Source organism: Streptomyces sp. GESEQ-4 (assembly GCF_017948455.1).
Classification (GTDB): domain Bacteria; phylum Actinomycetota; class Actinomycetes; order Streptomycetales; family Streptomycetaceae; genus Streptomyces.
In genome coordinates, this window is record NZ_JAFFSU010000001.1 from 479,170 (window position 1) to 502,152 (window position 22,983).

Annotated in this window: 23 protein-coding genes; 10 read left to right on the plus strand and 13 right to left on the minus strand. The window is 71.5% G+C overall.

Features of this window, described 5'->3' with window-relative positions; all coding sequences use genetic code 11:
• Positions 1-60: 60 nt before the first annotated feature.
• Positions 61-1,266 carry an MFS transporter gene (locus tag KCH48_RS02100; protein WP_307840776.1) on the minus strand — a complete coding sequence of 402 codons (1,206 nt, stop codon included), beginning with the start codon at positions 1,264-1,266 and terminating at the stop codon, positions 61-63.
• A gap of 111 nt (positions 1,267-1,377) precedes the next feature.
• Between KCH48_RS02100 and KCH48_RS02105 the strand changes: the two genes are divergently transcribed.
• Entirely contained in the window at positions 1,378-1,956 is a 579-nt protein-coding gene (locus KCH48_RS02105; RefSeq protein ID WP_210569776.1) for a PadR family transcriptional regulator, read from the plus strand.
• 13 nt (positions 1,957-1,969) lie between these two features.
• Here the strand turns inward: KCH48_RS02105 and KCH48_RS02110 are convergent, their stop codons facing one another.
• Together KCH48_RS02110 and KCH48_RS02115 are read right to left on the minus strand one after the other, a co-directional pair.
• On the minus strand, positions 1,970-2,968 hold the full coding sequence (locus KCH48_RS02110) for a helix-turn-helix domain-containing protein (RefSeq protein WP_210569778.1): 999 nt from the start codon (positions 2,966-2,968) through the stop codon (positions 1,970-1,972).
• A gap of 228 nt (positions 2,969-3,196) precedes the next feature.
• Positions 3,197-4,171 (minus strand): alpha/beta hydrolase, encoded by a 975-nt coding sequence (locus tag KCH48_RS02115; protein ID WP_210569780.1) that lies wholly within the window; start codon positions 4,169-4,171, stop codon positions 3,197-3,199.
• Positions 4,172-4,393: 222 nt separating this feature from the next.
• On the opposite strand from KCH48_RS02115, the gene KCH48_RS02120 reads away from it, so the two are divergent.
• Entirely contained in the window at positions 4,394-5,377 is a 984-nt protein-coding gene (locus KCH48_RS02120; RefSeq protein WP_210569782.1) for a TerC family protein, read from the plus strand.
• Here KCH48_RS02120 and KCH48_RS02125 read toward each other — a convergent pair.
• Positions 5,349-5,567 carry a hypothetical protein gene (locus tag KCH48_RS02125; protein WP_210569785.1) on the minus strand — a complete coding sequence of 73 codons (219 nt, stop codon included), beginning with the start codon at positions 5,565-5,567 and terminating at the stop codon, positions 5,349-5,351. The genes KCH48_RS02120 and KCH48_RS02125 overlap by 29 nt on opposite strands.
• Before the next feature lie 122 nt (positions 5,568-5,689).
• On the opposite strand from KCH48_RS02125, the gene KCH48_RS02130 reads away from it, so the two are divergent.
• Positions 5,690-6,595, plus strand: coding sequence for a LysR family transcriptional regulator (locus KCH48_RS02130; protein WP_210570893.1), 906 nt, complete (start codon positions 5,690-5,692; stop codon positions 6,593-6,595).
• A 57-nt stretch (positions 6,596-6,652) separates the two neighbouring features.
• Here the strand turns inward: KCH48_RS02130 and KCH48_RS02135 are convergent, their stop codons facing one another.
• Positions 6,653-7,216 (minus strand): NAD(P)H-dependent oxidoreductase, encoded by a 564-nt coding sequence (locus KCH48_RS02135; protein ID WP_210569788.1) that lies wholly within the window; start codon positions 7,214-7,216, stop codon positions 6,653-6,655.
• Between the two features lie 99 nt (positions 7,217-7,315).
• On the opposite strand from KCH48_RS02135, the gene KCH48_RS02140 reads away from it, so the two are divergent.
• The 3 genes from KCH48_RS02140 to KCH48_RS02150 all read left to right on the plus strand — a co-directional run bounded on the left by KCH48_RS02140 (position 7,316) and on the right by KCH48_RS02150 (position 10,306).
• The gene (locus KCH48_RS02140; protein ID WP_210569790.1) at positions 7,316-7,996 is read left to right on the plus strand and encodes a TetR/AcrR family transcriptional regulator; all 681 of its coding nucleotides are present in this window, start codon (positions 7,316-7,318) and stop codon (positions 7,994-7,996) included.
• A gap of 77 nt (positions 7,997-8,073) precedes the next feature.
• The gene (locus KCH48_RS02145) at positions 8,074-9,108 is read left to right on the plus strand and encodes a LacI family DNA-binding transcriptional regulator (RefSeq protein ID WP_246884688.1); all 1,035 of its coding nucleotides are present in this window, start codon (positions 8,074-8,076) and stop codon (positions 9,106-9,108) included.
• Positions 9,109-9,127: 19 nt separating this feature from the next.
• Positions 9,128-10,306 carry a 4-hydroxybenzoate 3-monooxygenase gene (locus KCH48_RS02150; protein ID WP_210569794.1) on the plus strand — a complete coding sequence of 393 codons (1,179 nt, stop codon included), beginning with the start codon at positions 9,128-9,130 and terminating at the stop codon, positions 10,304-10,306.
• A 61-nt stretch (positions 10,307-10,367) separates the two neighbouring features.
• On the opposite strand, the gene trxA is transcribed toward KCH48_RS02150, so the two are convergent.
• Positions 10,368-10,754, minus strand: a complete 387-nt coding sequence (gene trxA / locus KCH48_RS02155; protein WP_210569796.1) for a thioredoxin — start codon at positions 10,752-10,754, stop codon at positions 10,368-10,370.
• Between the two features lie 121 nt (positions 10,755-10,875).
• On the opposite strand from trxA, the gene KCH48_RS02160 reads away from it, so the two are divergent.
• On the plus strand, positions 10,876-12,309 hold the full coding sequence (locus tag KCH48_RS02160; protein ID WP_210569798.1) for an NAD(P)/FAD-dependent oxidoreductase: 1,434 nt from the start codon (positions 10,876-10,878) through the stop codon (positions 12,307-12,309).
• A 1-nt stretch (position 12,310) separates the two neighbouring features.
• Here the strand turns inward: KCH48_RS02160 and KCH48_RS02165 are convergent, their stop codons facing one another.
• Positions 12,311-12,961 carry a peptide deformylase gene (locus KCH48_RS02165; RefSeq protein WP_210569800.1) on the minus strand — a complete coding sequence of 217 codons (651 nt, stop codon included), beginning with the start codon at positions 12,959-12,961 and terminating at the stop codon, positions 12,311-12,313.
• Between the two features lie 145 nt (positions 12,962-13,106).
• On the opposite strand from KCH48_RS02165, the gene KCH48_RS02170 reads away from it, so the two are divergent.
• On the plus strand, positions 13,107-14,510 hold the full coding sequence (locus KCH48_RS02170) for a PepSY domain-containing protein (RefSeq protein ID WP_210569802.1): 1,404 nt from the start codon (positions 13,107-13,109) through the stop codon (positions 14,508-14,510).
• A 50-nt stretch (positions 14,511-14,560) separates the two neighbouring features.
• Here KCH48_RS02170 and KCH48_RS02175 read toward each other — a convergent pair whose 3' ends face one another.
• The 3 genes from KCH48_RS02175 to KCH48_RS02185 are packed head-to-tail and all read right to left on the minus strand — an operon-like array spanning position 14,561 to position 15,901.
• Positions 14,561-14,908, minus strand: a complete 348-nt coding sequence (locus KCH48_RS02175; protein ID WP_210569804.1) for a tetratricopeptide repeat protein — start codon at positions 14,906-14,908, stop codon at positions 14,561-14,563.
• 58 nt (positions 14,909-14,966) lie between these two features.
• The gene (locus KCH48_RS02180; protein ID WP_210569806.1) at positions 14,967-15,413 is read right to left on the minus strand and encodes a winged helix DNA-binding protein; all 447 of its coding nucleotides are present in this window, start codon (positions 15,411-15,413) and stop codon (positions 14,967-14,969) included.
• Positions 15,410-15,901 (minus strand): MarR family winged helix-turn-helix transcriptional regulator, encoded by a 492-nt coding sequence (locus tag KCH48_RS02185; protein ID WP_210569808.1) that lies wholly within the window; start codon positions 15,899-15,901, stop codon positions 15,410-15,412. Before KCH48_RS02185 ends, KCH48_RS02180 begins: the two co-directional genes overlap by 4 nt.
• A gap of 103 nt (positions 15,902-16,004) precedes the next feature.
• Between KCH48_RS02185 and KCH48_RS02190 the strand changes: the two genes are divergently transcribed.
• Positions 16,005-16,970: a pirin family protein gene (locus KCH48_RS02190; protein WP_210569810.1), complete on the plus strand. Its 966-nt coding sequence runs from the start codon at positions 16,005-16,007 to the stop codon at positions 16,968-16,970.
• 187 nt (positions 16,971-17,157) lie between these two features.
• On the opposite strand, the gene KCH48_RS02195 is transcribed toward KCH48_RS02190, so the two are convergent.
• The 3 genes from KCH48_RS02195 to KCH48_RS02205 form a co-directional block, all read right to left on the minus strand.
• Positions 17,158-17,853 carry a DUF899 family protein gene (locus tag KCH48_RS02195; RefSeq protein ID WP_210569812.1) on the minus strand — a complete coding sequence of 232 codons (696 nt, stop codon included), beginning with the start codon at positions 17,851-17,853 and terminating at the stop codon, positions 17,158-17,160.
• Positions 17,854-18,061: 208 nt separating this feature from the next.
• The gene (locus KCH48_RS41930; protein ID WP_210569814.1) at positions 18,062-19,153 is read right to left on the minus strand and encodes a DUF5937 family protein; all 1,092 of its coding nucleotides are present in this window, start codon (positions 19,151-19,153) and stop codon (positions 18,062-18,064) included.
• Positions 19,154-19,174: 21 nt separating this feature from the next.
• Positions 19,175-20,749 carry an AbgT family transporter gene (locus tag KCH48_RS02205; RefSeq protein ID WP_246884689.1) on the minus strand — a complete coding sequence of 525 codons (1,575 nt, stop codon included), beginning with the start codon at positions 20,747-20,749 and terminating at the stop codon, positions 19,175-19,177.
• A 263-nt stretch (positions 20,750-21,012) separates the two neighbouring features.
• On the opposite strand from KCH48_RS02205, the gene KCH48_RS02210 reads away from it, so the two are divergent.
• Complete coding sequence (locus KCH48_RS02210; RefSeq protein ID WP_210569816.1) at positions 21,013-22,911, plus strand: CocE/NonD family hydrolase; 1,899 nt, start codon at positions 21,013-21,015, stop codon at positions 22,909-22,911.
• Positions 22,912-22,983 lie beyond the last annotated feature (72 nt).

A 22,983-nucleotide genomic window follows, 5' to 3' on the forward strand; every position in this document is an offset into this window, starting at 1 on the left:
CCGCAAGGGGCGCGGGGAACTGCGCGATCAGCCCCCACCGGCCCGCAGCGAACAAACCGCCTACCCAGCGGAGCTCTCAGCGCCGCGTCTCGTCGCGCGGATGAGCCAGAGCGTCGCCGCCAGGCACACCGCCGAGACGGCGCAGAGCAGCAGCGGCACCGCACGGATCCCGGACCACTCGATGGCCTTGCCGAGCGCCGGGCCGGCCGCGACACCGCCGATCATCGACGCGGCGATCACGACCGCACCGGCCCGCCGGGCGCCCGGGGCCGCCCGGTTCAGCCACGGCAGCCCGGTGGGAAAGATCGGCGCGATGAACAGACCGACCCCGGCGTACGCGCACGGGGCGAGGCCCGGCACGGCCGCCAGCAGCAGGCAGACCGTCATGCCCGCGCAGGAGACGGTGATGATGGCCTGCGCCGAGAAGCGCAGCGCGAGCGGCGCCACCAGGAAGCGGCCGACGGTCATCATCAGCCAGTACACGGACGTGGCGGTGGCCGCGGCCCCGGCGCCATAGCCCACGGTCTCCAGATGGGTGGGCTCCCAGCCGCCCACCCCGGCCTCGATGCCCACGTGCAGGACATACAGCGCGACGAACACGGCGAGCACCGAGCCGAGGCTGCGGCGGAGGACGCCCGCACCGGACTCCGGCACCTCACTGGCAGGCGGCGGCACCCGGTCCCGTACGCCTCTCAGGCACAGCAGCAACGGCAGGTTGGCCAGCGCGAAACCGAGGAACACCGCGGGATAGTGCTCCGCGCCCACCGCACCGATCAGCGCCGGGCCGAGGATCGCGCCCACGCCGAAGTGCGCGTTGAGGACGTTCAGCATCGCGGTGGAACGGCGGCCGAACCCGACCGCGAACAGCTGGTTCAGGCCGTAGTCGATCCCGCCGAACCCGAGCCCGGCGAGCAGCGCGGCGGCCAGGGCCACGGGCCAGCTCTGCGCCAGCGCGAACCCGGCCGCACCGACCGCCATCAGCAGATAGGAGACGCCGAGCAGCCGCCGGTTGCCGATCCGGCCGTACAGCCGGTCGAAGAGCAGCACACCGGCCACCCCGCCCACGAAGTGCGCGCTCAGCGCCAGCCCGGCGGCCGAGGGCGACAGGCCGAACTCCTCGCGGAGGGCCGGGATCGAGGGGCCGTAGAGGGCCTGGAGCGCGCCGATGAGCACGAAGCCCACGCAGGACGCGACTACCGCGGAAGGCCTGAAGACGGACGGACCCGGGGGAGCGGTGAGGGGCCGGGCGGTCTGTTGTTCGGTCACGAGAAGGGATGTTACCGGTAACATACAGCGGCGGGTCAAGACCTGGGCGAGGCGGCAGTCGCCCCGTTGAGTAATCAACTGAGTAACCAACGGACTGCTAATTTGAGGCCCATGGCGTTGCGTAATGCGGTGATGGCCGCGCTGCTGGAGGGTGAGGCGTCCGGGTACGACCTCGCGAAGGGGTTCGAGGCCTCGGTGGCGAACTTCTGGATGGCCACGCCCCAGCAGCTCTACCGGGAGCTGGAGCGCATGGAGAACGAGGGGCTTGTCTCCGCCCGGGTCGTGCAGCAGGAACGCCGGCCCAACAAGCGGCTCTTCTCGCTCACCGAAGCCGGTCGCGACGTCCTGCGTGCCTATGTCGCCGAAGGGCCCTCGAAACCGACGGCCATCCGGGACGAACTGATGGTCAGGGTCCAGTGCGTCGACATCGGCGGCATCAGCGACATCGACGCCGTACGGGCCGCGGTCGTCGAGCGGATGGAGCGGTCCACCGCCAAGCTGGCCCGGTACGAGCGGATGCGCGAGCGGCTGCTGGCGGGACGCAGCGAGGACGAGTACTTCGCCGACGCCGAGCGCATCGGGCCCTTCCTCACGCTGATGGGCGGGGTGGCCTTCGAGCGGGCGAACCTGGAGTGGGGCCGGACGGCGCTGCGGCGACTTGAGCAGCGCGCGTCGTCGGGGGTGGCGTAACGCGCGTCTCGGGTTATGAGCGCGCCAAGTGCCGCATCGCCAGGGCCAGTTGCAGCCTGAGCCGGCCCTGCGGGGTGCGCACCGGCCAGCCCAGCAGATGCTCGGCGTGGGCCAGCCGGTCCTGGAGCGTGGAGTGGTGCACGTTGATCCCGGTGGCCGCCGCGCGCAGGCTCGCCGTCGAGGCGACCGCGGTCAGCGTGGCCAGCAACCAGGGCGTCGACGCTGCCGCCGCCTCCACGGCGCGGACGTCGGGCGGGGGTTCGGCACCGGGGACGACCAGGTCGGCGAGGAGCGCGATACCGCCCAGGTCGTCGGCGTGGACGACGCGCGTGCCGGGGTCCTGGGCGGTGCCGTCCGCCGTGAAGCGCAGGGCGGTGCGGGCCGCCGTCCAGGAGCGCGGCAGGTCGAGCACGGGGACGGCGGGGCCGACGCCCATGCGCTGTCCGGCGAGCGGTGGCTCGGTCTCCGGGTGTGCCGGTGCGATGCGGGGACGGCCGTCGTACGGCGCCAACGCGCGGGCCCGTCCCGCGGGGTCCAGGCCCAGCCGGCGGGCGGCGTGCAGCCGTGCCGCTTCCGGGGCGGTGGCGTCGAGGAGGGTCTCGACGAGGGCGGGGTCGTCGACGGGGGCCCGGCCCCGGGTGCGGTCGAGGACGCGCCGGACAGCACCGGCGGCCCGCTCCAGGATCACCGCGTCGACCACACTGGGCTGCTCCACAGGCGCACGCTCCAGCCACAGTGCCGGCGCACCGTCCGGAATCAGCGCCGAGGACGGCCAGCCGGGGTCCGGCGGGAGGTCGGAGTCCCGCCGGGTGCCGTCCGGCTCCACGCGCACCTGCACCCGCCGGTCGGCGTCGACGAGCCGCGCCGGCACCCCGGCCAGCACGGCCGCCCCGCGCACCAGCGCCTCCAGACCGGCCCGGGACTCGGACAGCCGGTCGAAGTAGGCGATGACCCGCACAGCGGCACCGGCATCCGGATCCAGCGCCGTCAGACGCCCGGCCAGCTCTTTCATCTGCCCATGGTGCGGCATCGAGGCGTGGATGAGGAACCGGCGGGGGCGTCGGATCGCCCGGGTGGCCCGGGTCCGGGCCGCCTGTGGGCATCGGATCCGGGGAGGGGGGATCGGTCGGGTTTCAGCTCCGCAGGAGCCGTCGTAGCCACTGCAGGTGTGCCGCCCGGGCGGCACGGGACAGGGCCGCCTGTGGGCATCGGATCCAGGGAAGCGGGGATCGGCCGGGCTTCAGTTCCCCAGCAGCCGTCGCAGCCACTGCAGGTGTGCCGCCCGGGCCGCCTGGGACAGGGCCGCCTGTGGGGCGAAGCCGTCGAAGCCGTGGAAGCCGCCTGGCCATACATGGAGCTCGGCCACGCCGCCGGCCTGCCAGAGGCGTGAGGCGTAGGCGACGACCTCGTCGCGGAAGGTCTCCGCGGAACCGACGTCCAGGAAGGCCGGCGGCAGCCCGGTCAGGTCCTCCGCCCGGGCCGGTGCCGCGTAGGCGGGCACGTCAGGGCCGCCGCGCGCCTCGCCGAGCAGGGCCGTCCAGCCGGTGTCGTTGGACGTGCGGTCCCATATGCCGAGGCCCGCCATCTGGTACGACGACGGCGTGTCGTTGCGGTCGTCCAGCATCGGGCACATCAGGAGCTGCCCGACCGGCTGCGGGCCCTTGCGGTCACGGGTGAGCAGAGCCAGCGCCGCGGACAGCCCGCCGCCCGCGCTGGCGCCGGCGACGACGATCCGCTCCGGGTCCCCGGTGATCTCCTCGGCGTGGTCGGCCGTCCACACCAGACCCGCGTACACGTCCTCGACCGGCGCCGGGTGCGGATGCTCGGGCGCCAGCCGGTACTCGACGGACACCACGACCGCGTCCAGCTCACGGGCCCAGGCCAGTGGTACGTCGACACCGACCCGGTTGGTGCCGAGGACCATGCCCCCGCCGTGGACGTGGTAGACGATCGGACGCGGGCCCGCGACGGGCTCGGCGGCCGGACGGCAGATCAGCAGCGAGATGTCCGGGGCTCCTTCCGGCCCTGGCACGACCCGGTCCTCGACCTCGAAGAACCCGCCCTCGGTGAGGTCCAGCTCGGCCAGCATCTGGATGCCCGGGCCGGTCCTCACCTCCTCGATCTCCTCCGAGGTGAGACTGGGCGAGATCATGTCCTTGATCGTCTCCAGCGCGGCGGCGAGCTCGGGGTCGAACGGGGGCGGCACCTGGGTCATGGCTTCTCCTCACATCACGCTGTCGCGCGGCGGCTCTTGTGGACATCGTCCGCGCACGACGGCGGCCCGGGAGCGCCGCCGTACGGCGGGTGGCACCCCGCTGACCAGCACATCCGTATATGAGACCTTGCCACGACATGACCTCTTGTTCACCTGCCGTCAGTGGAACGGAAAGGAAGCGGCGACAACGCTGTCCAGGCCCCACAGCACTAGGAGTTTTCCGTGAACGTCTCCCTGTCCGTCTGGCTGCTGACCGTAGTGGCGCTCTGTGCCCTCGTCGCCGTCGACTTCTTCATCGGCCGCAAGCCGCACGACGTGTCGGTCAAGGAGGCGGGGACCTGGACGGTCGTGTGGGTGGTGCTGGCCTGTCTGTTCGGGCTCGGTCTGGCCGTCTTCGGCGGCGGGCAGCCCGCCGGTGAGTTCTTCGCCGGGTTCATCACCGAGAAGTCGCTGAGTGTCGACAACCTCTTCGTCTTCGTCCTGATCATGGCGAAGTTCTCGGTGCCCTCGCAGTACCAGCAGCGCGTGCTGATGGTCGGTGTCCTGATGGCCCTCGTCCTGCGTGCGGGCTTCATCGCGGCCGGCGCGGCGATCATCTCCACGTTCTCGTGGGTGTTCTACCTCTTCGGCGCCTTCCTGATCTGGACCGCCTGGAAGCTGATCCAGGACGCCCGCAAGGAGGAGCACGAGGAGGAGTACCAGGAGAACAAGCTGCTCAAGATGGTCGAGAGCCGCTTCGGTGTGGCCGACCGCTACCACGGCACGAAGCTGTGGGTCGAGCAGAACGGCAAGCGGGTCATGACCCCGATGCTGGTCGTGATGCTCGCCATCGGCTCCACCGACGTGCTCTTCGCCCTCGACTCCATCCCCGCCATCTACGGTCTGACCAAGGACCCGTACATCGTCTTCACGGCCAACGCGTTCGCCCTGATGGGTCTGCGGCAGCTGTACTTCCTCATCGGCGGCCTGCTGAAGAAGCTGGTCCACCTCAGCTACGGCCTGTCGATCATCCTCGGCTTCATCGGCGTCAAGCTCGTGCTGCACGCCTTGCATGAGTCCGGGGTCCACGTCCCCGAGATCTCCATCCCCTTCTCGCTCGGCTTCATCGTGCTGGTCCTGGCGGTGACCACGGTGACGAGCCTGCGCGCCTCGAAGAAGCAGGAGCAGAAGAACGAGCTCACCGGCTCGCGGGACTCGGCTCGGTGAGGGCGGGGCGGCTGCGGGAGACGATCCGCATGCCGTGGTCGTCGACGACCCGGACCTGGAGCGAGCCGCAGCCGCAGCGGGTCCACACCGTTGTTCCGGCGGCGGTGACGTGCCGGGACACGACCTGGAAGGGCTCGGCTCCGTCGGGCCAGCCGCAGTGCGGGCAGACGGTGCCGGTCGTGCTGGTCATGGGAACTCCGTAAGTCGTTGGGCGTCATGGCTGGTTGACCGTCGCGACACAGCCAGGGTGCTGCCCGGCGTCCGTACACGTCCAGGTTGACTTCGTGGACTCCACCTTGAAGCGTGGACTTCATGATTGACCTGCGCCGACTGCACGTCCTGAGGGCCGTCGCCCACTACGGCACGGTCACCGCGGCCGCCCAGGCCCTGCACTTCACGCCGTCCGCGGCCTCCCAGCAGATCCGGCAGCTGGCCCGCGATCTGGGCGTCGACCTGCTCGAACCGCAGGGTCGCGGGGTACGTCTCACTCCGGCCGCCGAGAGCCTGCTCGCGCACGCCGACGCCATCCAGGCCCGCTGGGACCGGGCCGAGCTGGATCTGCGGGCCGACCAGGGCGAACCCGCGGGGCCTTTGCGCGCGAGCGGATTCCCGCTGGCGGTCTCGGTGCTGCTGGCGCCCATGGCGGCGCGGCTGCGCGCACGCCATCCGCGTCTGGACATACGGATCCAGGAGGCGGAGGTACCGGAGAGCTTCAATCTGCTCTTCGAGGGGGAGTGCGATCTGGCGGTCGTCGAGGCCACCGTGTTCAACCCACCCCTCAGCGACGCGCGCTTCGACCAACAGCCGCTGCTGGACGACCCGTTCGACCTCGTCGTGCCCGAGGATCACCCCTTGGCGGGTCGGGGCCGGATCGACCTCGCGGAGGCGGCGTACGAGCCCTGGATCGCCCCCGTGCCGGACAGCCCCTGCCGTCCGCATGTGCTGTCGGCGGCGGGGGCGGCCGGGTTCACTCCGGACGTCGTGCACCAGGCGATGGACTGGAACGTGATGGCGCATCTCGTCGCGCACGGGCTCGGGGTCGCGCTGATCCCACGGCTGGCACAGCTGACGCCCCACCTGCCCATCACCCGGGTGCAGTGTGCGGCCGAGCCGCACCGCAAGCTCCTCACGTGCACGCGCCGCGGCGGCCACGAGCGCCCCGCGGTCGCTGCCGCGCTGGCGGAGCTGCGTGAGCTGGCGCCCGAGGCGGTGGCCTGACGCACACGGGGGCCGGAGCCTCGCGCGGCTCCGGCCCCTGTGGGGGAGGGGTGCGGCTCAGGCCGCGGCGGTCTCGCCGGCGTACACGTGCAGTCGGGCGACGACCTCGGCGAGGTCCGCGGCGACCTCGGCGTCGTCGGCCGGGTGTGTGTCGGCGAAGCGGGTCAAGGAACCGGCGATGGACAGCTTGACGTCCTCCAGTACCTTGCCGCCGGCGATGCCCGCGGCCTTGCGGGCCTCGTCCTGCGCCCACACGCCGCCGTACTGGCCGAAGGCGGTGCCGACCACGGCGACCGGCTTGTCGGTGATCGCGCCGGCGCCGTACGGGCGGGACAGCCAGTCGATGGCGTTCTTCAGGACGGCCGGGATGGTGCCGTTGTACTCGGGCGAGAAGAACAGGAAGCCGTCGGCTGCCTGCGCGGCCTCGCGCAGCTTGGCGGCCGGGGCCGGGACGCTGCCCTCGACGTCGATGTCCTCGTTGTAGAAGGGGATCTCGGCCAGGCCCTCGAACAGGTGGATATCCGCGCCCTCCGGGGCCAGCTTGACGGCGGCCTCGGCGAGCTGACGGTTGTGCGAACCGGCGCGAAGGCTGCCGACGAGCGCCAGGATGCGAACAGACATGCGTACTCCAGGGATGCTGAAACATTGCCGAAACGATCCGGACCGGGGTCCGCTTACTGTGTAGCACCACAACCGGACCGCGGTCCAGTTTCATTCCCCATGCTTTACGCTGTTTTCATGTCCGCCCCTCTGCCGCCCTTCCCGGGGCCTCAAGAGCCCTTCGACGAAGCCGGGTTGTTGCAGCTCGGCAGCGCCGAGGAGGAGCCCTGCCTGCGTGCCGACGCGGCCCGCAACCGGGCCCGGCTGCTGGAGGCCGCCGCCGAGCTGATCGCCGAGCACGGCGTCGCCGGGGTCACGATGGAGGCGGTGGCCGTGGCGGCCGGAGTGGGCAAGGGGACGGTCTTCCGCCGCTTCGGCGACCGCACGGGTCTGCTGACGGCGCTGCTGGACCACTCCGCGCGCAAGCTCCAGGCCGACTTCCTCGGCGGACCGCCGCCCCTGGGGCCCGGGGCGCCGCCGGTCGAGCGGCTGCGGGCGTTCGGCGTGGCCGTGCTGTACCGCTCGTCCGAGCAGCTGGAGCTGGAACTGGCCGCCCTTCCGGAACCGACCCGCCGGTACTCCCACCCGTCGGTCCGGGCGCTGCGCACGCACATGGTGATCCTGCTGCGGCAGATCGTGCCCGACGCCGACTGCCAGCTCCTCGCCCAGACGCTGCTGGGCTACCTCGATCCCGCCGTGATCCACCATCTGACCCAGCAGTGCGGGATGCCGCTGGAGCGGCTGGAGACGGGCTGGGTCGACCTGGTCGCCCGTGTCACGCGTACCGACCCGCCCCGCTGAGCCGCGTTCGTACAATCTTCACCCGCCCGATCCCGCCCGCACCCCCGCCCCGGCCCTCTGCCAAGATGCGAGACGTCATGGTGCAGATACCGAAAACGCCCGCCCCCGTGTCGCCCGCGCCGCACCCTGTGCCCACGAGCGCCGATGTGGCCCGCCTGGCCGGCGTCTCGCGCGCGACCGTCTCCTACGTGCTCAACAACACCAGCGCCGTCCGGATCAGCGAGCCGACCCGGCGCCGGGTCCACCAGGCGGCGAAGGAACTCGGGTACGTGCCGCACGCCGCCGCCCGCAGCCTGCGCGCCGGGCACAGCCGGCTCGTCCTGATGCCCGCCCCGACCATCCCGGTCGGCCCGCTCTACAGCCAGTTCATCAACGAGCTCCAATGGGCGCTCAGCCGGCTCGACTACACGGTCGTCCAGTACGGCACCGTAGGCCTCCACGGCGACGAAGCCGCCCGCGCCTGGGCGGAGTTGCGGCCCGTCGCCGTCCTCGTCCCGGGCGCCGGCCTCGGCCCCCAGGGCGTCACGGTGCTGAAGCGCTCCGGCGCCCGGGCCGTCGTCACCCTCGGCCCCGAAACCGTCGACGGCGCCCACGCCCTGCTCATGGACCACGCGACCGTCGGCCACTGCGCCGCCACCCACCTGTACGACCGCGGCCGGCGCCGGATCGGCGTCGTCGTACCGGAGGAGCCCGGCCTGGAGACCTTCTCCGCGCCCCGCCTCGCGGGCGTGTACCGAGCCCTGCACGGCACGGACGCCACCGTGACCGAACTGCCGCTCGCCTACGAGGAGTCCGCCGGCGCCCGGCTCGCCGCGCGCTGGCGGGAACTCGACCTGGACGCCGTGTTCGCGTACAACGACGAGTACGCGATGCTGCTGATGCGCGCGCTGCAGGACGAGGGGGTCGACATTCCCGGGGACACGGCGATCATCGGAGCCGACGACCTGATGCTGGGGCGGCTGCTGCGGCCCCGGCTGAGCACGGTCCACATCGAGCTGCCGTCCGGCCGTGACCTCGCCGAACTCGTCGACCGCGCGGTCCGCGACCCGGGCACCGCACCCGAGCGGCACACCGTGCTCGGTGCCACGGTGGTGCACCGCGAATCCAGCTGAACCCCACGGGAGGCGCACCATGCGCACGACGGTCGGCATCATCGGCGGCGGCCCCGCCGGACTGCTCCTCGCCCGTCTGCTGCACCGGGCGGGCATCGACTGCGTCGTGCTGGAGAGCAGAACGAGGGAGTACGTCGAACAGCGCCAGCGCGCCGGCATGCTGGAGCAGGGCACGGTCGACGCCCTGCGCGAGGCCGGCGCCGCCGACCGGCTGGACGCCGAGGGACTGGTCCACCAGGGCATCGAGCTGCGCTTCGACCGGGAACGGCACCACCTCGACTTCCCGGCCCTCACCGGCGGCCGTACCGTCACGATCTACGCCCAGACCGAGATCGTGAAGGACCTCGTGGCGCTCCAACTGGCCGAAGGACCACCGCTGTTGTTCGAGGCGGAGGCACTCGCCGTGGAGAAGACGGAGAGCGAGGCACCCGTCGTACGGTTCCGGCACGAGGGCCGTGAGCAGGCGCTGACCTGCGACTGGGTGGCCGGCTGCGACGGCTCCCACGGCATCGCCCGGGACGGTTTCCCGGCCGCGCGCAGTCGCTCGTACGCGCACGACTACCCGTACTCCTGGCTCGGGATCCTCGCCGAAGTCCCGCCGTCCTGCGACGAGTTGATCTACGCTCGTGGCGAGCGCGGCTTCGCCCTGCACAGCATGCGCTCGACGAGCGTCTCACGCCTGTATCTGCAGGTCCCGAACGGCACAGACCCCGACGACTGGCCGGACGACCGCATCTGGGACGAACTCGCCGCCCGCTTCGCCATCGACGCCGACTGGACCCTGCGCCGCGGCCCGATCACGTCCAAGTCGGTGACGCCGATGCGGAGTTACGTCCACGAACCGATGCGCCACGGACGGCTGCTGCTCGCCGGGGACGCCGCCCACATCGTGCCGCCCACCGGGGCCAAGGGCCTCAACCTCGCCGTGTCCGACGTACGCGTCCTCGCCCGCGCCTTCGGCGAGCTGCACCGCACCGGGTCGGAGCAACTCCTCGACAGGTACTCGGAGTTGTGCCTAGCCCGGGTCTGGCAGGCGACACGATTCTCGTACGACATGACGACGATGCTGCACGTCCGGCCGGACGGGGACACCTTCGACGACCGGCTCCAGCGTGCCCGCCTGCGCCGGATCACCGCATCCCGCCACGCGGCCGCCGAACTGGCGGCGAACTACGCGGGACTGCCGCTGGCGCTGTAGGAGGCTGTGCGCCACGCCACCGCGCACACGGCGACGTGGCCATGGCACAACGCCTCCGCGTTCACTCGCCGTTCTGCTCGGCCTTGGTCTGCTGCTCCTCGACGGCCTTGCGCACCTCGTCCATGTCCAGCTTCCGGGCCTGTCCGATGACGTCGGTCAGCGCGGCCTCGGGCAGGGCGCCGGGCTGCGAGAACACGGCGACGCGGTCCCGGACGATCATCAGCGTCGGAATCGACTGGATGTTGAACGCGGCGGCCAACTCCGGCTGCGCCTCCGTGTCGACCTTGCCGAACACCAGGTCGGGGTTGTCCTGGGCGGCCTGTTCGTAGACCGGGGCGAACTGACGGCACGGCCCGCACCAGGACGCCCAGAAGTCGATCAGGACGAAGTCGTTGTCCGTGACCGTCTGGTCGAAGTTCTCCTTGGTGAGCTCCACGGTGCTGCTCATGGCGTGATTCCCTCTTCCTGATGTCGGGGCGAAGCCGTCCGCTGAAACACGTCCGACCCGTTGCGTATTCCGCGCACGTACCCGTGTGGCCACAGCGCACACCACCCACCAGACTGACCCCATGACGGAAACGGATTCCAACGTGTACGACGTCGTGGTGCTCGGAGCCGGGCCCGTGGGGGAGAACGTCGCCGACCGCACCCGTGCGGCCGGTCTCGCCACCGCGGTCGTGGAGAGCGAGCTGGTCGGCGGCGAGTGCTCGTACTGGGCGTGCATGCCCAGCAAGGCCCTGCTGCGCCCGGTCATCGCCCAGGCCGACGCCCGCCGCCTGCCCGGTCTGCGGCAGTCGGTGCAGGGCCCGCTGGACACGGCCGCGGTGCTCGCCCGCCGCGACGAGTTCACCTCCCACTGGAAGGACGACGGCCAGGTCCAGTGGATCGAGGGCATCGGCGCCGACCTCCACCGCGGCCACGGCCGCCTCACCGGAGACCGCGAGGTCACCGTGACCGGCCCGGACGGCGAGCAGCGCGTCCTGACCGCACGGCATGCCGTCGTGGTCGCCACCGGCACCCGCGCCCTCGTGCCCGATCTGCCCGGGCTCGCCGACGTCGGGCCGTGGACCAGCCGGGAGGCCACCAGCGCGAAGGCCGCGCCCGGTCGGCTGATCGTGGTGGGCGGTGGCGTCGTCGCCACCGAGATGGCCGCCGCCTGGCAGGCCCTCGGCTCGCAGGTCACGCTCCTCGTCCGCGGCAAGGGCCTGCTCAACCGCATGGAGCCGTTCGCCGGCGAACTGGTCGGCGACGGGCTCACGGAAGCGGGCGTGGACGTCCGTACCGGCACGTCGCTCGCATCGGTGACCCGTGAGAACGGCACGGTCGTCGCCGTGACCGAGGCCGGCGACCGTATCGAGGGCGACGAGATCCTCTTCGCCACCGGGCGTGTCCCGCGCACCGACGACATCGGCCTGGACAGGGTCGGCCTGGAGCCGGGCTCCTGGCTGCCGGTCGACGACAGCCTGCGCGTCACCGGCAGCGACTGGCTCTACGCGGTCGGCGACGTCAACCACCGCGCCCTCCTCACCCACCAGGGCAAGTACCAGGCCCGGATCGCGGGCGCCGCCATCGCCGCCCGCGCCTCCGGCGAACCGCTCCTGGAGTCGGAGCCGTGGGGCGCCCACGCCGCCACCGCCGACCACGCGGCCGTACCCCAGGTCGTGTTCACCGACCCGGAGGCGGCGGCCGTAGGGCTCTCCCTCGCCGAGGCGGAACAGGCGGGCCACCGCGTCCGCGCCGTGGACGTCGAGCTGTCCTCGGTCGCCGGAGCGGGCCTGTACGCCGACGGCTACCGCGGTCGCGCCCGCATGGTCGTCGACCTGGAACGCGAGATCCTCCTCGGCGTCACCTTCGTCGGCCCCGGCGTCGGCGAACTGATCCACTCGGCCACGATCGCGGTCGCCGGGCAGGTCCCGATCGGCCGGCTGTGGCACGCGGTGCCGTCCTATCCGACGATCAGCGAGATCTGGCTGCGGCTGCTGGAGGCCTACCGGGACAACTGAGTCACGCTTCGGGCAGCCGGAATCCCAGGGCAGCCGCCGCCGCATTCGGCGTCGGCTGCGCCCAGCGTTCGGCCATCGCCCGGCTCGAGGACAGTGAGCGCGGCTCCGCGCGGTCGAGATAAAGCGTGCCGTCGAGGTGATCCGTCTCGTGCTGCACGATCCGCGCGGGCCAGCCGCTGAACACCTCGTCCAGCGGGCGGCCGTACTCGTCCGCGCCCGTCAGCCGCACCTCGGCGTGCCGTGCCACCACCGCCTGCCAGCCCGGCACGCTGAGGCAGCCCTCGAAGAACGCGGCCCGGCCGGGTCCGACGGCTTCGTACGACGGATTGACCAGCACCCGGAACGGCTGCGGCACCCGCCCGCGCGCCACCCGCACCTCCTCGGGAACCGGCGCCGGGTCCTCGATGACCGCGATCCGCAGCGGCACCCCCACCTGCGGGGCCGCCAGGCCCACACCCGGCGCCGCGTGCATCGTGCCGCGCAGCGCCGCGACGAACCGTGCCAGCAGCGCGGGACCCAGCTGTCCGTCAAAGGGCTCGGCGGCGTGCCGCAGCACCGGTTCACCCGCCTCGACGATGGTCAGCGGCCCGTCGGTGGCGAGGAGTTCCTCGACCAGCTCGGCAAGGGGCGCGCGGTCATGGGGAGATGCCATCGCGCCAGAATGCCACGACACCACGACGACCGGACCGCGACGGTGTGGCGTACGTCACGCCAGGTGCCGGGAACTCGGCGCCCCCTTCCTCCGACTACTGGACCGCCAGACCCGAGAAACGTCCCCAGCCCCGGAGAAGCCGCCGATGTCCATCGCTCCCTCGACCTCCACGGACGAGGCCCCGAAAGCCGCCGCCCCGGCGCCGTCCCCCAGCAGATGGGCCCCGCTCCGCCCCCTGGTCCTGCGTCTGCACTTCTACGCCGGGCTCTTCGTCGCACCGTTCCTGCTCGTCGCCGCCACCACCGGTCTGCTGTACGCCGCCTCGTTCCAGGCCGAGAAGATCGTGTACGCCGACGAGATGACCGTCCCGGTCGGTGACACCAAGCTGCCGATCTCCGAGCAGGTGGCCGCCGCGCGCAAGGCCCACCCCGACGGCACGGTCTCGGCGGTACGCCCCTCCCCGGCGGACGACGAGAGCACCCGGGTGATGCTGTCCGGCGTCAAGGGCGTCGGCGACACCCATACGCTCGCCGTGTTCGTCGACCCGTACACGGCCGAGGTGCGTGGCGCCCTCGAACAGTACGGCTCGACCGGCGCACTGCCGCTGCGCACCTGGATCGACGAGTTCCACCGGGACCTGCACCTCGGCGAGAACGGCCGCCTCTACAGCGAGTTCGCCGCGAGCTGGCTGTGGGTGATCGCGGGCGGCGGCGTGGTGCTGTGGCTCTCCCGCCGCCGGGCCCTGCGGAAGGTACGGGGCACCAGCGGGCGGCGCCGCACACTCGGCCTGCACGGGACCGTGGGCGTCTGGGCCGCGATCGGGTTCTTCTTCCTGTCCGCGACCGGCCTGACCTGGTCGACCTACGCCGGCGCCAACATCGACGAACTGCGGACCTCGCTCGGCCACTCCACCCCGTCGGTCTCGGCGAGCGCGGGCGGTGACCACGGTGGCCACGGTGCCGCGGCCGGTTCCGGTGGGAACGGCGAGCACGGTGTCGGCCTCGACAAGATCCTGGCCGCCGCGCGCTCCGAAGGACTCGGCGATCCGGTCGAGATCGTCCCGCCCGCCGACGCGTCGTCCGCGTACGTCGTCAAGCAGGTGCAGCGCAGCTGGCCGGAGAAGCAGGACTCGGCCGCGATCGACCCGGCCACCGGCGAGGTCACCGACGTGCTGCGGTTCGACGACTATCCAATGCTCGCGAAGCTGACGCGCTGGGGCATCGATCTGCACACCGGAATCCTCTTCGGCCTGGCCAACCAGATCGCCCTGATGCTTCTCGCGCTCAGCCTGATCCTGCTGATCGTGATGGGCTACCGCATGTGGTGGCAGCGCGGCCGCGGCTCCGCCTTCGGCCGGCCGATCCCGCGCGGCGCCTGGCAGCAGGTGCCCCCGCAGATCCTCGTGCCGCTGGTCGCCGTGATCGCCGTCCTCGGCTACTTCGTACCGCTGCTCGGTATTCCACTGGCCGCGTTCATCGTGGTGGACGTGGTGCTCGGGGAGATCACTCACCGCCGGGGACGACGGACGCAGGGCAAGGCGGCAGCATGAACTCGGACGTGGGCCCGATTCCCCTGGGGGAACCGGGCCCACGTCGTGGCTCACAGCCGCTCGAAGTCCCCGGCGAGCGCCGAGGCGAGGCGCATGTGCCGCTCCGCCTCCTCGTGCCGCCCCTGCCGCTCCAGGGTCCGGCCCAGCATCAGCCGGGCGTAGTGCTCCACCGGGTCGCGCTCGACGAGCGTGCGCAACTCGGTCTCCGCGCGGCGCAGTTGGGCCGAGTGGTAGTAGGAGCGCGCCAGCAGCAGCCGCGGTCCGGTCTGCTCCGGCACCTCCTCGACCAGCCCGACCAGCACGCGCGCCGCGGCGGCGTAGTCCCTGGCGTCGAAGAACAACTGCGCGCGCTCCCAGCGCTCCGCCTCTGTTCCGTGGTCGTAGTACGTCGTGTCCACTCGTGACCTCCTTCGACGCCGTCAACGGAGCACGGTGGTTGAATATTCCACTACTGAGTCAGCGGGCCATGGCGGCGAGCTCGGCGTCGGCCCGCTCGGTGATGAGGGTCAGTACCCGCCCGGCGATGGCCAGTTCCTCGGCCGGGATACCGGCGTAGATCCGGGCGGTGATGGGGGCGGTCTCGGCCGAAGTCCTGTCCAGCAGCCCCCGTCCGCCATCCGTGATCCGCAGCTGGGACGGCCCCTGAGGAGCCAGCAGGTTGGCCGCGAGCAGTTCGTCGACCACGGAGTGCGAGTCCGTGGCGTCGATCTTCAGCGCGCCGACGACGCTGTCGACGAGACGCTCCCGCTCGATCGGTCCGTCGGCGGTGGCGGCGGCCCGCAGGGTGACGGACTGCTGGAACGTGGCGCCGTGGCGGGCCAGTGCCTGCTCGAGAAGCGCGCGGCCGGCGTAGTGGGCCAGGGCTATGACGCGGGGGTCGACCGGGGGAGTGGTGGTGGTCATGACTGCTCCTTGTCGGACTCACGGTCCATGGCGAACGGATCAAGAGGTGCGTCGAGCAGGGTGGCCAGATCGCGGCTGAACTCCTGGGTGCGCGGGCTGTCGAGGCCGCCGAGGGGCTCCAACAGCTGCTGCAGCAGGCCGTGGACGACCTTGATCGCCTCCCGGGTCCGCTCACGGCCCTGCTCGGTCAGGGCCAGTTGCACCGCGCGCGGGTCGCGGGGATCACGGGTGCGTTCGAGCAGGCCGGCCGTTTCTAGGGTTCGCGCCAGCTTGGAGACATACAGCGGTTCGAGACCGGTGTGGTCCGCGAGGCGCCGCTGGCTGGGGCGCTCGCCGTCGCGCTGCATGCCGTACAGCGAGGCCACCAGCGCGTACTGCGCGTGGGTCAGTCCCAGCGGGGTCACCGCACGGTCGACCGCGACCCGCCACTTGGTGGACAGCCGCCAGACCAGAAAACCGGGCGTCGCGCCCGCGGAAGCCATGCTCATGCGAATAGATTACATGGCTACTATATCCATGGCTACTATTTTCGGATGGGCCTGGCCTGCGTTGGACTGACGAGAGGACTCCCACGGGTCTAGGTTGGGCGCCATGAGCAATCTTGATCGCGAGGCGGTTCCCGCTCTGTGCGGCGGCCGCGGCTTCGTCGTGCCGGAGCCCGTGCGGGAACTTCTCAGCCCTCGCCACGTCAAGCTCGGCGAGTCCACCGAGGTTCGCCGTCTCCTGCCCAACCTGGGCCGCCGTATGGTCGGCGCCTGGTGCTTCGTCGATCATTACGGCCCCGACGACATCGCCGACGAGTCCGGCATGCAGGTCCCGCCGCACCCGCACATGGGACTGCAGACGGTGAGCTGGCTGCACGAGGGCGAGGTGCTGCACCGCGACTCGACGGGCAGCCTGCAGACCATCCGTCCGCGCGAACTGGGCCTGATGACCTCGGGCCGGGCGATCAGCCACTCCGAGGAGAGCCCGCGCTCGCACGCCCGCCTCCTGCACGGCGCCCAGCTGTGGGTCGCCCTCCCCGACGGCCACCGCCACACCGACCCGCGCTTCGAGCACCACGACGAGCTGCCCGTCGTCACGGCGCCCGGCCTCAGGGCCACGATGATCCTCGGCGAACTCGACGGCGCCGCCTCGCCCGGCACGACGTACACCCCGATCGTCGGCGCCGACCTGGCCCTCGCCGGCGGCGCGGACGTACGCCTGCCGCTGGAACCGGACTTCGAATACGCCGTGCTGTCCATGTCCGGCGAGGCCCGGGTGGACGGGGTGCCGGTCCTGCCCGGCTCGATGCTCTACCTCGGCTGCGGCCGCACCGAACTGCCGCTGCGCGCCACGTCGGACGCGGGGTTGATGCTTCTCGGCGGCGAGCCGTTCGAGGAGGAGCTGATCATGTGGTGGAACTTCATCGGCCGCACCCAGGCCGACATCGAACAGGCCCGCCAGGACTGGATGACCGGCTCCCGCTTCGGCGACGTGAAGGGCTACGACGGTGATCCGCTGCCGGCCCCGGAACTGCCGCCGCTGCCGTTGAAGCCGCGGGGCAGGGTGCGCTGAGCTGCGAATTCGACGGCTGGGGACCTGACCGGCGCGGACGCGGTGTTGTGTGGCGCGAGTGGTTCGGCGCCGGTGCGGAAACGGTCCGCCAAACCTGATGCGTGAAGAGACCCCGAGCGGTGGTCAACCCGGCGCGCACCGGCAGCATCACCGAGGTCACCCGCTCACCGGCCGTGATGCAGGTCGTTCAGCCGCCGCCGGAGCCCGGGCCGTAGAGCGCGGCGATGTCTTTGGAGGTCGCCCACCGGCTGTAGGTGGGCGACTGAGGCCAGCCCTCGGGCGAGTCCTGCCATTCCTCCTGCCGTCCGTAGGGCAGGACGTCGATCAGCGGGAAGGTGTGACTGAGCTGTTCGGTGCCACGGCCGTCGGTGTGCCAGGTGCGATAGACGGTGTCGCCGTCGCGCAGGAACACGTTGACCGCGAATCCTGCGTCGGGCGGTGCGCCGACGTCGGCCCCGAAGGAGCTGTTGGCAGTCGAGTACCACGTCATCCGGTTGCCGACGCGCTGCTTGTAGGCGAGTGCCTCTTTGATCGGGCCCTGGGTGACGATGACGAATCGCGCATCGTAGTTGTCCAGGAACTCCAGGCGGGTGTACTGCGAGGTGAACCCCGTGCAGCCCGGGCACTGCCATTCCTTGCCGGCGAACCACATGTGGTTGTAGACGATCAGTTGCCTCTTGCCTTCGAAGACGTCTGCCAGCCGAACGGGGCCGTCCTCGCCCTCCAGGGTGTAGTCGGGCATCTCGACCATCGGCAGGCGACGACGCTCGGCGGCGATGGCGTCAAGCTCCCGCGTCGCGGCCTTCTCCCGAGCTCGCAGCGCCTCGAGTTGGCGCTCCCAGGTTGCGGCGTCGACGACGGGTGGTAGTGCGTGGGTGGTCATGGTCCCCTCACAGAACTCGCGTGCGGCTTTCGCTCGTCCAGGGGTAGACCCCACCGGGCCCCGGAACTCATCGGACGAGGCCGCCCCATCGGTGCTCGCACGACTCTGCATGGCGGCCAGTTCCGCGCGTCGAGGCTGGACAGCGGACAGTTCAAACCCTGTCCATGGCTCGTTCGCCTCCGGCTGCACGCTGAGCTTCCCTGTCGGTTCACCGGGCCACGGTTGCGAGGACGTCGTGGCCCAGTCGCTGGATGACGTCCGTGGCGAGCCGATGCCGTACCAGCTTGCCGTCTCGGGTGGAGCGCAGCAGGCCCGCGTCGCGCAGGGTGCGCAGGGCGCGGGAGACCTGGGGTTCGCTGGAGCCGAGGCGGGCGGCGAGTTCTGAGGTGGTGATGGGCTCGCCCAGGAGGTGGCGGCAGAGTTCCATGCGGGCGGGCGAGGTCAGGGCCATCAGGCGGTGGTGCAGGTCGCGCAGGGTCAGCTGTCCGGCCGGGGCGGTGCCGCGCGCCGCGTACTGCACCACCACGCACGACGGGTGCTCGTTCTTGACCGTCAGATGCGGCCACACCCGGGCGGACGGGACGAGGACGAGGGGGCGCGGGGCCACCTTCACCTCGTCGATCTGCAGCTTGTCCAGCCGGATCCGTTCTCCCGGCCCGACCCGGGCCGCGGTCGGCAGCAGTTCGGTGAGCACCTCCGCGGGCGAACGGGCTGCCAGTCGGCGACGTACCTCCCGCGCGTGCTCCTCCAGGGCCGGCCGCAGGGTGCGCCAGTCCTCGGCGAAGAACGCGGTGTCGGCGGCCCGCAGCACCGCCAGCAGCCGGTCCCGCAGCTCCAGCGGTGCCGCGACCAGCTGTCGCGCCAGCTCACCGCGGGCGTAGGAGCGGCGCAGGCAGCGGCGGGCGTAGTCCTCCGCGGCGGTGGTGCCGGCGCGGAGCTCGCGGGCCGGCGGGACGGACTGCGCGCTGGTGCCGAGGACTCCGGGCGCCACCAACTCGAGGAAGTCCTCGGCCGACAGCTCCCCGATCGCCGCCAGCTCCTCGTCCAGGCCGGCCGCGAGCGGCACCGTACGGGGGAAGAACAGGCGGCAGCGGAAGCGGGCCCACAGCGGGGCGAACACGGAGAGCTCGTCGCGTAGTTCGGGGTCCGCCGCGGTGGCGCGGGCCGCCCACCCGGCGGCCTCCGGGTGGTGTTCGGGTTCGGCGAGCACATGCAGGCTCGCCATCAGTTCCGACAGCGCGGAGGGCCCGGCCGCGAGGTCCGCGGGGCCGAGCCCTCCGAGGTCGAGGACGATGCTCACGCCGTCAGCGTACGGCCGGGTTCACCGTACGGGCGCGCCCGGTCCGAGCGGGATGCCCAGCAGATACCAGGCGAAGAACAGCAGCACCCAGACCGCCAGCATGATCATGGCGAGGGGCAGGGTGAAGGAGACCAGGGTGCCGATGCCGGCCTTGCGGCGCAGGGTCTGCAGGTAGCCGACACAGAGCATGAACGACGTGCTCATCGGCGTGATGGAGTTCGTGCAGGAGTCGGCGATGCGGTAGAGCGCCATGGTGGTGGCGGGGCTGGTGCCGAGCAGCATCAGCATCGGTACGAGTGCGGGGGCGACCAGAGTCCACAGAGCGGAGCCGGAGGTGATGAGGAGGTTCATCAGCGCGACCGCGACGATCAGCAGGGAGAACAGCGCGAGTGTGGGCGCGCCCAACTCCCGTAGGAAGTCCGCTCCTTCGACCGCGACGACTGTGGCGATGTTGGTCCACTTGAACAGGGCGAGGAACTGCGACACCGCGAAGAAGAGCACCAGCAGCGGTGCGATGGACCGCACGCCGTCCGCCATGAACTCCGGTATCGCGCGGCTCCCGCGGATCCGCCCGGTGAACCGCCCGTACACGGCGCCGATCAGCAGGAAGAAGACGGTGAGGAAGACGGCGATGGCGTTCATGAAGGTGGACTCCACGATCGCGCCGCCCTCGCCGCGGAGCGGGGAGGAGGCGGGGAGCATCGCGAGCACGATCAGCGCGGCGTAGCCGAGCACGGCAAGGCCGGTCAGCTTCAGGGCCCGCAGCTCGGTGGCGTCGTCGACGCCGGCGGCGACCACCTGCTGCGCCGCTGCCGCCTCCAAGTCGGCGTCGGGGATCAGGTGGTGCTCGCGCTTGGCGAGGATCTTGTCCACGACCAGGGCGATGGTGCCGGCCAGCACGAACGCCGAGACGGTGGTGAAGTACATGTTGTCCGTCGCGCGGACCACCACGTCCTTGTCGACGAGCTGCGCGGCCTCGGTGGCCACGGAGGCGAACAGCGCGTCACCGGGGGCGATCAGCGGGTTGGCGTCGCCCGCGGCGTTGATGGACACGAACGCGACGATCATGCCGAGCATGGGGGAGCGGCCCACGGCCCGGAAGGCCACCGCCCCGAGCGGGATGAGGACCACGTACGCCGAGTCGGACAGGAACTTCCCCAGCACCCCGCCCAGAGCCACGCCCAGGACGACTGTGCGCGGGGACAGGCCTGACAGCATGCGGCGCGCCAGCGCTTCGAAGAGCCCCGAACGCTCGGCGACCGCGACACCCAGCATCACCATCAGCACGGTGCCGAGCGGGCCGAAGGTCACGAAGGACTCCTCGGCGCCGGTGATCAGGTCCCGTACGGCGTCCGCCGACAGGGCGCTGCGTACGCCGACCAGGTCGCCCGAGGACGGGTCCTCGACCTGCAGGCCGGAGGCGTGCAGCGCCCAGCTGACGCAGGCGACGATCCCGCACAGGATCCAGAACAGCCAGAACGGATGGGGCAGCGCGTTTCCCGCCCGCTCGACCAGGTCGAGGAACCGGGAGCCACGGCCCCCCTCGCCGGGCTCGGTGGCCTGCACCTCCTCGGCGCGGCTGTCAGGTGTGCTCATGGCGGCCTCCTGTGAGGACTGGGAAGAAGACGGGGAGGGGAGAGGACCGGGAAACGAGGGCATGGCGCGGCTGAGCCGCGAGCGATGTGAAACGGGCCCCGGAGCCGCACACGCTCACGATCCGCCGCGATGGCCTGCGGGGCGTTCCCGGGTTGCGCTGCACAGTAGGTCCCGTGTCCGGTCCCGTCACCGTCCGGCGGAACAGTTGACCTGATGACGTCAAGTGATCGCCATGTCCTGGGCCATTGCTTAGCGTCACGGGAGTGACCTCGTACGACACCTCTCCCACGTGCCGGCCCGAACCCCTCCAGGGCGGCGCCCTGTGGCGCCGCACCCTGCGCATCCCCATGCGGGACGGCATCCGGCTCGCCGCCGACCTGTACTCCGCCTCACCCGAACCGGAGACGACCGCGCTTCCCGTGCTCCTCGAGCGCACCCCGTACGGCCGGCGCGCGCAGCGCGGTTCGGACCAGGACCGCAGCGACGCGCCCGTCCCGCAGCCCGAGGACATCGCCCGCCACTTCACCGAAGCCCGCTACCACGTCGTACGGCAGGACTGCCGGGGCCGGGGCGACTCCGAGGGCACGTTCGTGAAGTACCTCGGCGAGGGCCCGGACGGCGCGGACACGATCGCCTGGCTCAGGAACCAGCCGTGGTGCGACGGCAGGGTCGTGATGACGGGGGTGTCCTACTCCGCCCACGTCCAGGCAGCAGCGGCCGCCGAAGGGGCGACCGGGCTGGCCGCCATGTTCCAGGACTCGGGCGGCTTCTCCTGCGCGTACGACGCGGGGATGCGGATGGGTGGCGCCTTCGAGCTGAAGCAGGTGACCTGGGCGTTGCGGCATGCGGTGCACAGCCCGGAGGCGGCGGCGGATCCGGTGCTGGCCGAGCAACTGCTGCGGGTGGACGCGACGGGCTGGTTCGCCGCGATGCCGTGGCGACCCGGCTGCACGCCGCTGCGGCACCTGTCGGCGTACGAGGACTTCCTGCTGGAGCAGTGGCGCCAGGACAGCTTCGGGGACTACTACCGCAACCCGGCGATCTACGGGCGAGGCTTCTACGACCGCTTCCCGGACGCGCCGAGCCTGCACATGGGCAGCTGGTACGACCCCTACGTCCGCTCCACCATCGAGAACTTCACCGCCCTGCGGGAGCTGAAGTCGGCACCCTCCTACCTGGTCATGGGCCCCTGGACGCACGGACACCACTGCGAGACGTACGCCGGAGACGTGGACTTCGGTCCACGGGCGACCCTGGACGGCAACCTCGCCCCGTCGTACCTGGAGTTCCGCCGCCGCTGGTTCGACCGGGCGCTGGGCCGGGCGAGCGACTCAGACCTCCCGGCGGTCCAGTACTTCCTGATGGGCGGCGGTGACGGGCGGTGGGACGCGGCCGGGCGGATGCGGCACGGCGGGGAGTGGCGCACCGACACCCGGTGGCCGCCGGCGGCGACGGCGCCTGTTGACCTGTACCTCACCGCGGACGGCGCCCTCGACGTCACCCCGCCCACCGTGGCCGCCGCATCGGTGACGTACGACTTCGACCCGCGCCGCCCCGTCCCCACCATGGGAGGCCAAGTCACCTCGGGAGAACCGGTGATGACGGGCGGGGCCTACGACCAGAACGCCCCGGACGCCCGGGTGTACGGGGCGCGCGAGCCGTACCTGCCGCTGGATTCCCGCCCGGACGTGATCAGCCTGAGCACCCCGCCACTGGAGCGGGACGTGGTGCTGGCCGGACCGGTGTCGGCAAGGCTCCACATCTCGACCACGGCCCCGGACACCGACTTCACCATCAAGCTGATCGACGTCCACCCGCCCAACGCCGACTACCCGCACGGCTTCGCCATGAATCTCACCGACGGCATCGTCCGCTGCCGCTTCCACCGCTCCTACGAGAGCCCGGAGTTGCTCATTCCCGGCAAGGTCTACGAGATCGAGGTCACCGCCCCCGACACGGCGAACCGCTTCGCCGCAGGCCACCGCATCCGGCTCGACGTCTCCTCCAGCAACTTCCCCCGCTTCGACGTCAACACCAACACCGGCGAACCGGAAGCCGCCGCCCGCCGCACCGCCGTAGCCGTGAACACCGTGCACATGGATGCCGAGCGCCCCTCCCACCTGCGAGTGTGGCTGGAGGGAGGAGCGGACGCGCTCGGGTAGCCGGACAGCCGGGAGCAGGTAGGCCTGACAGAACGATTGACCCCCTGTCACCACCCCTCTACCTTCTGATCG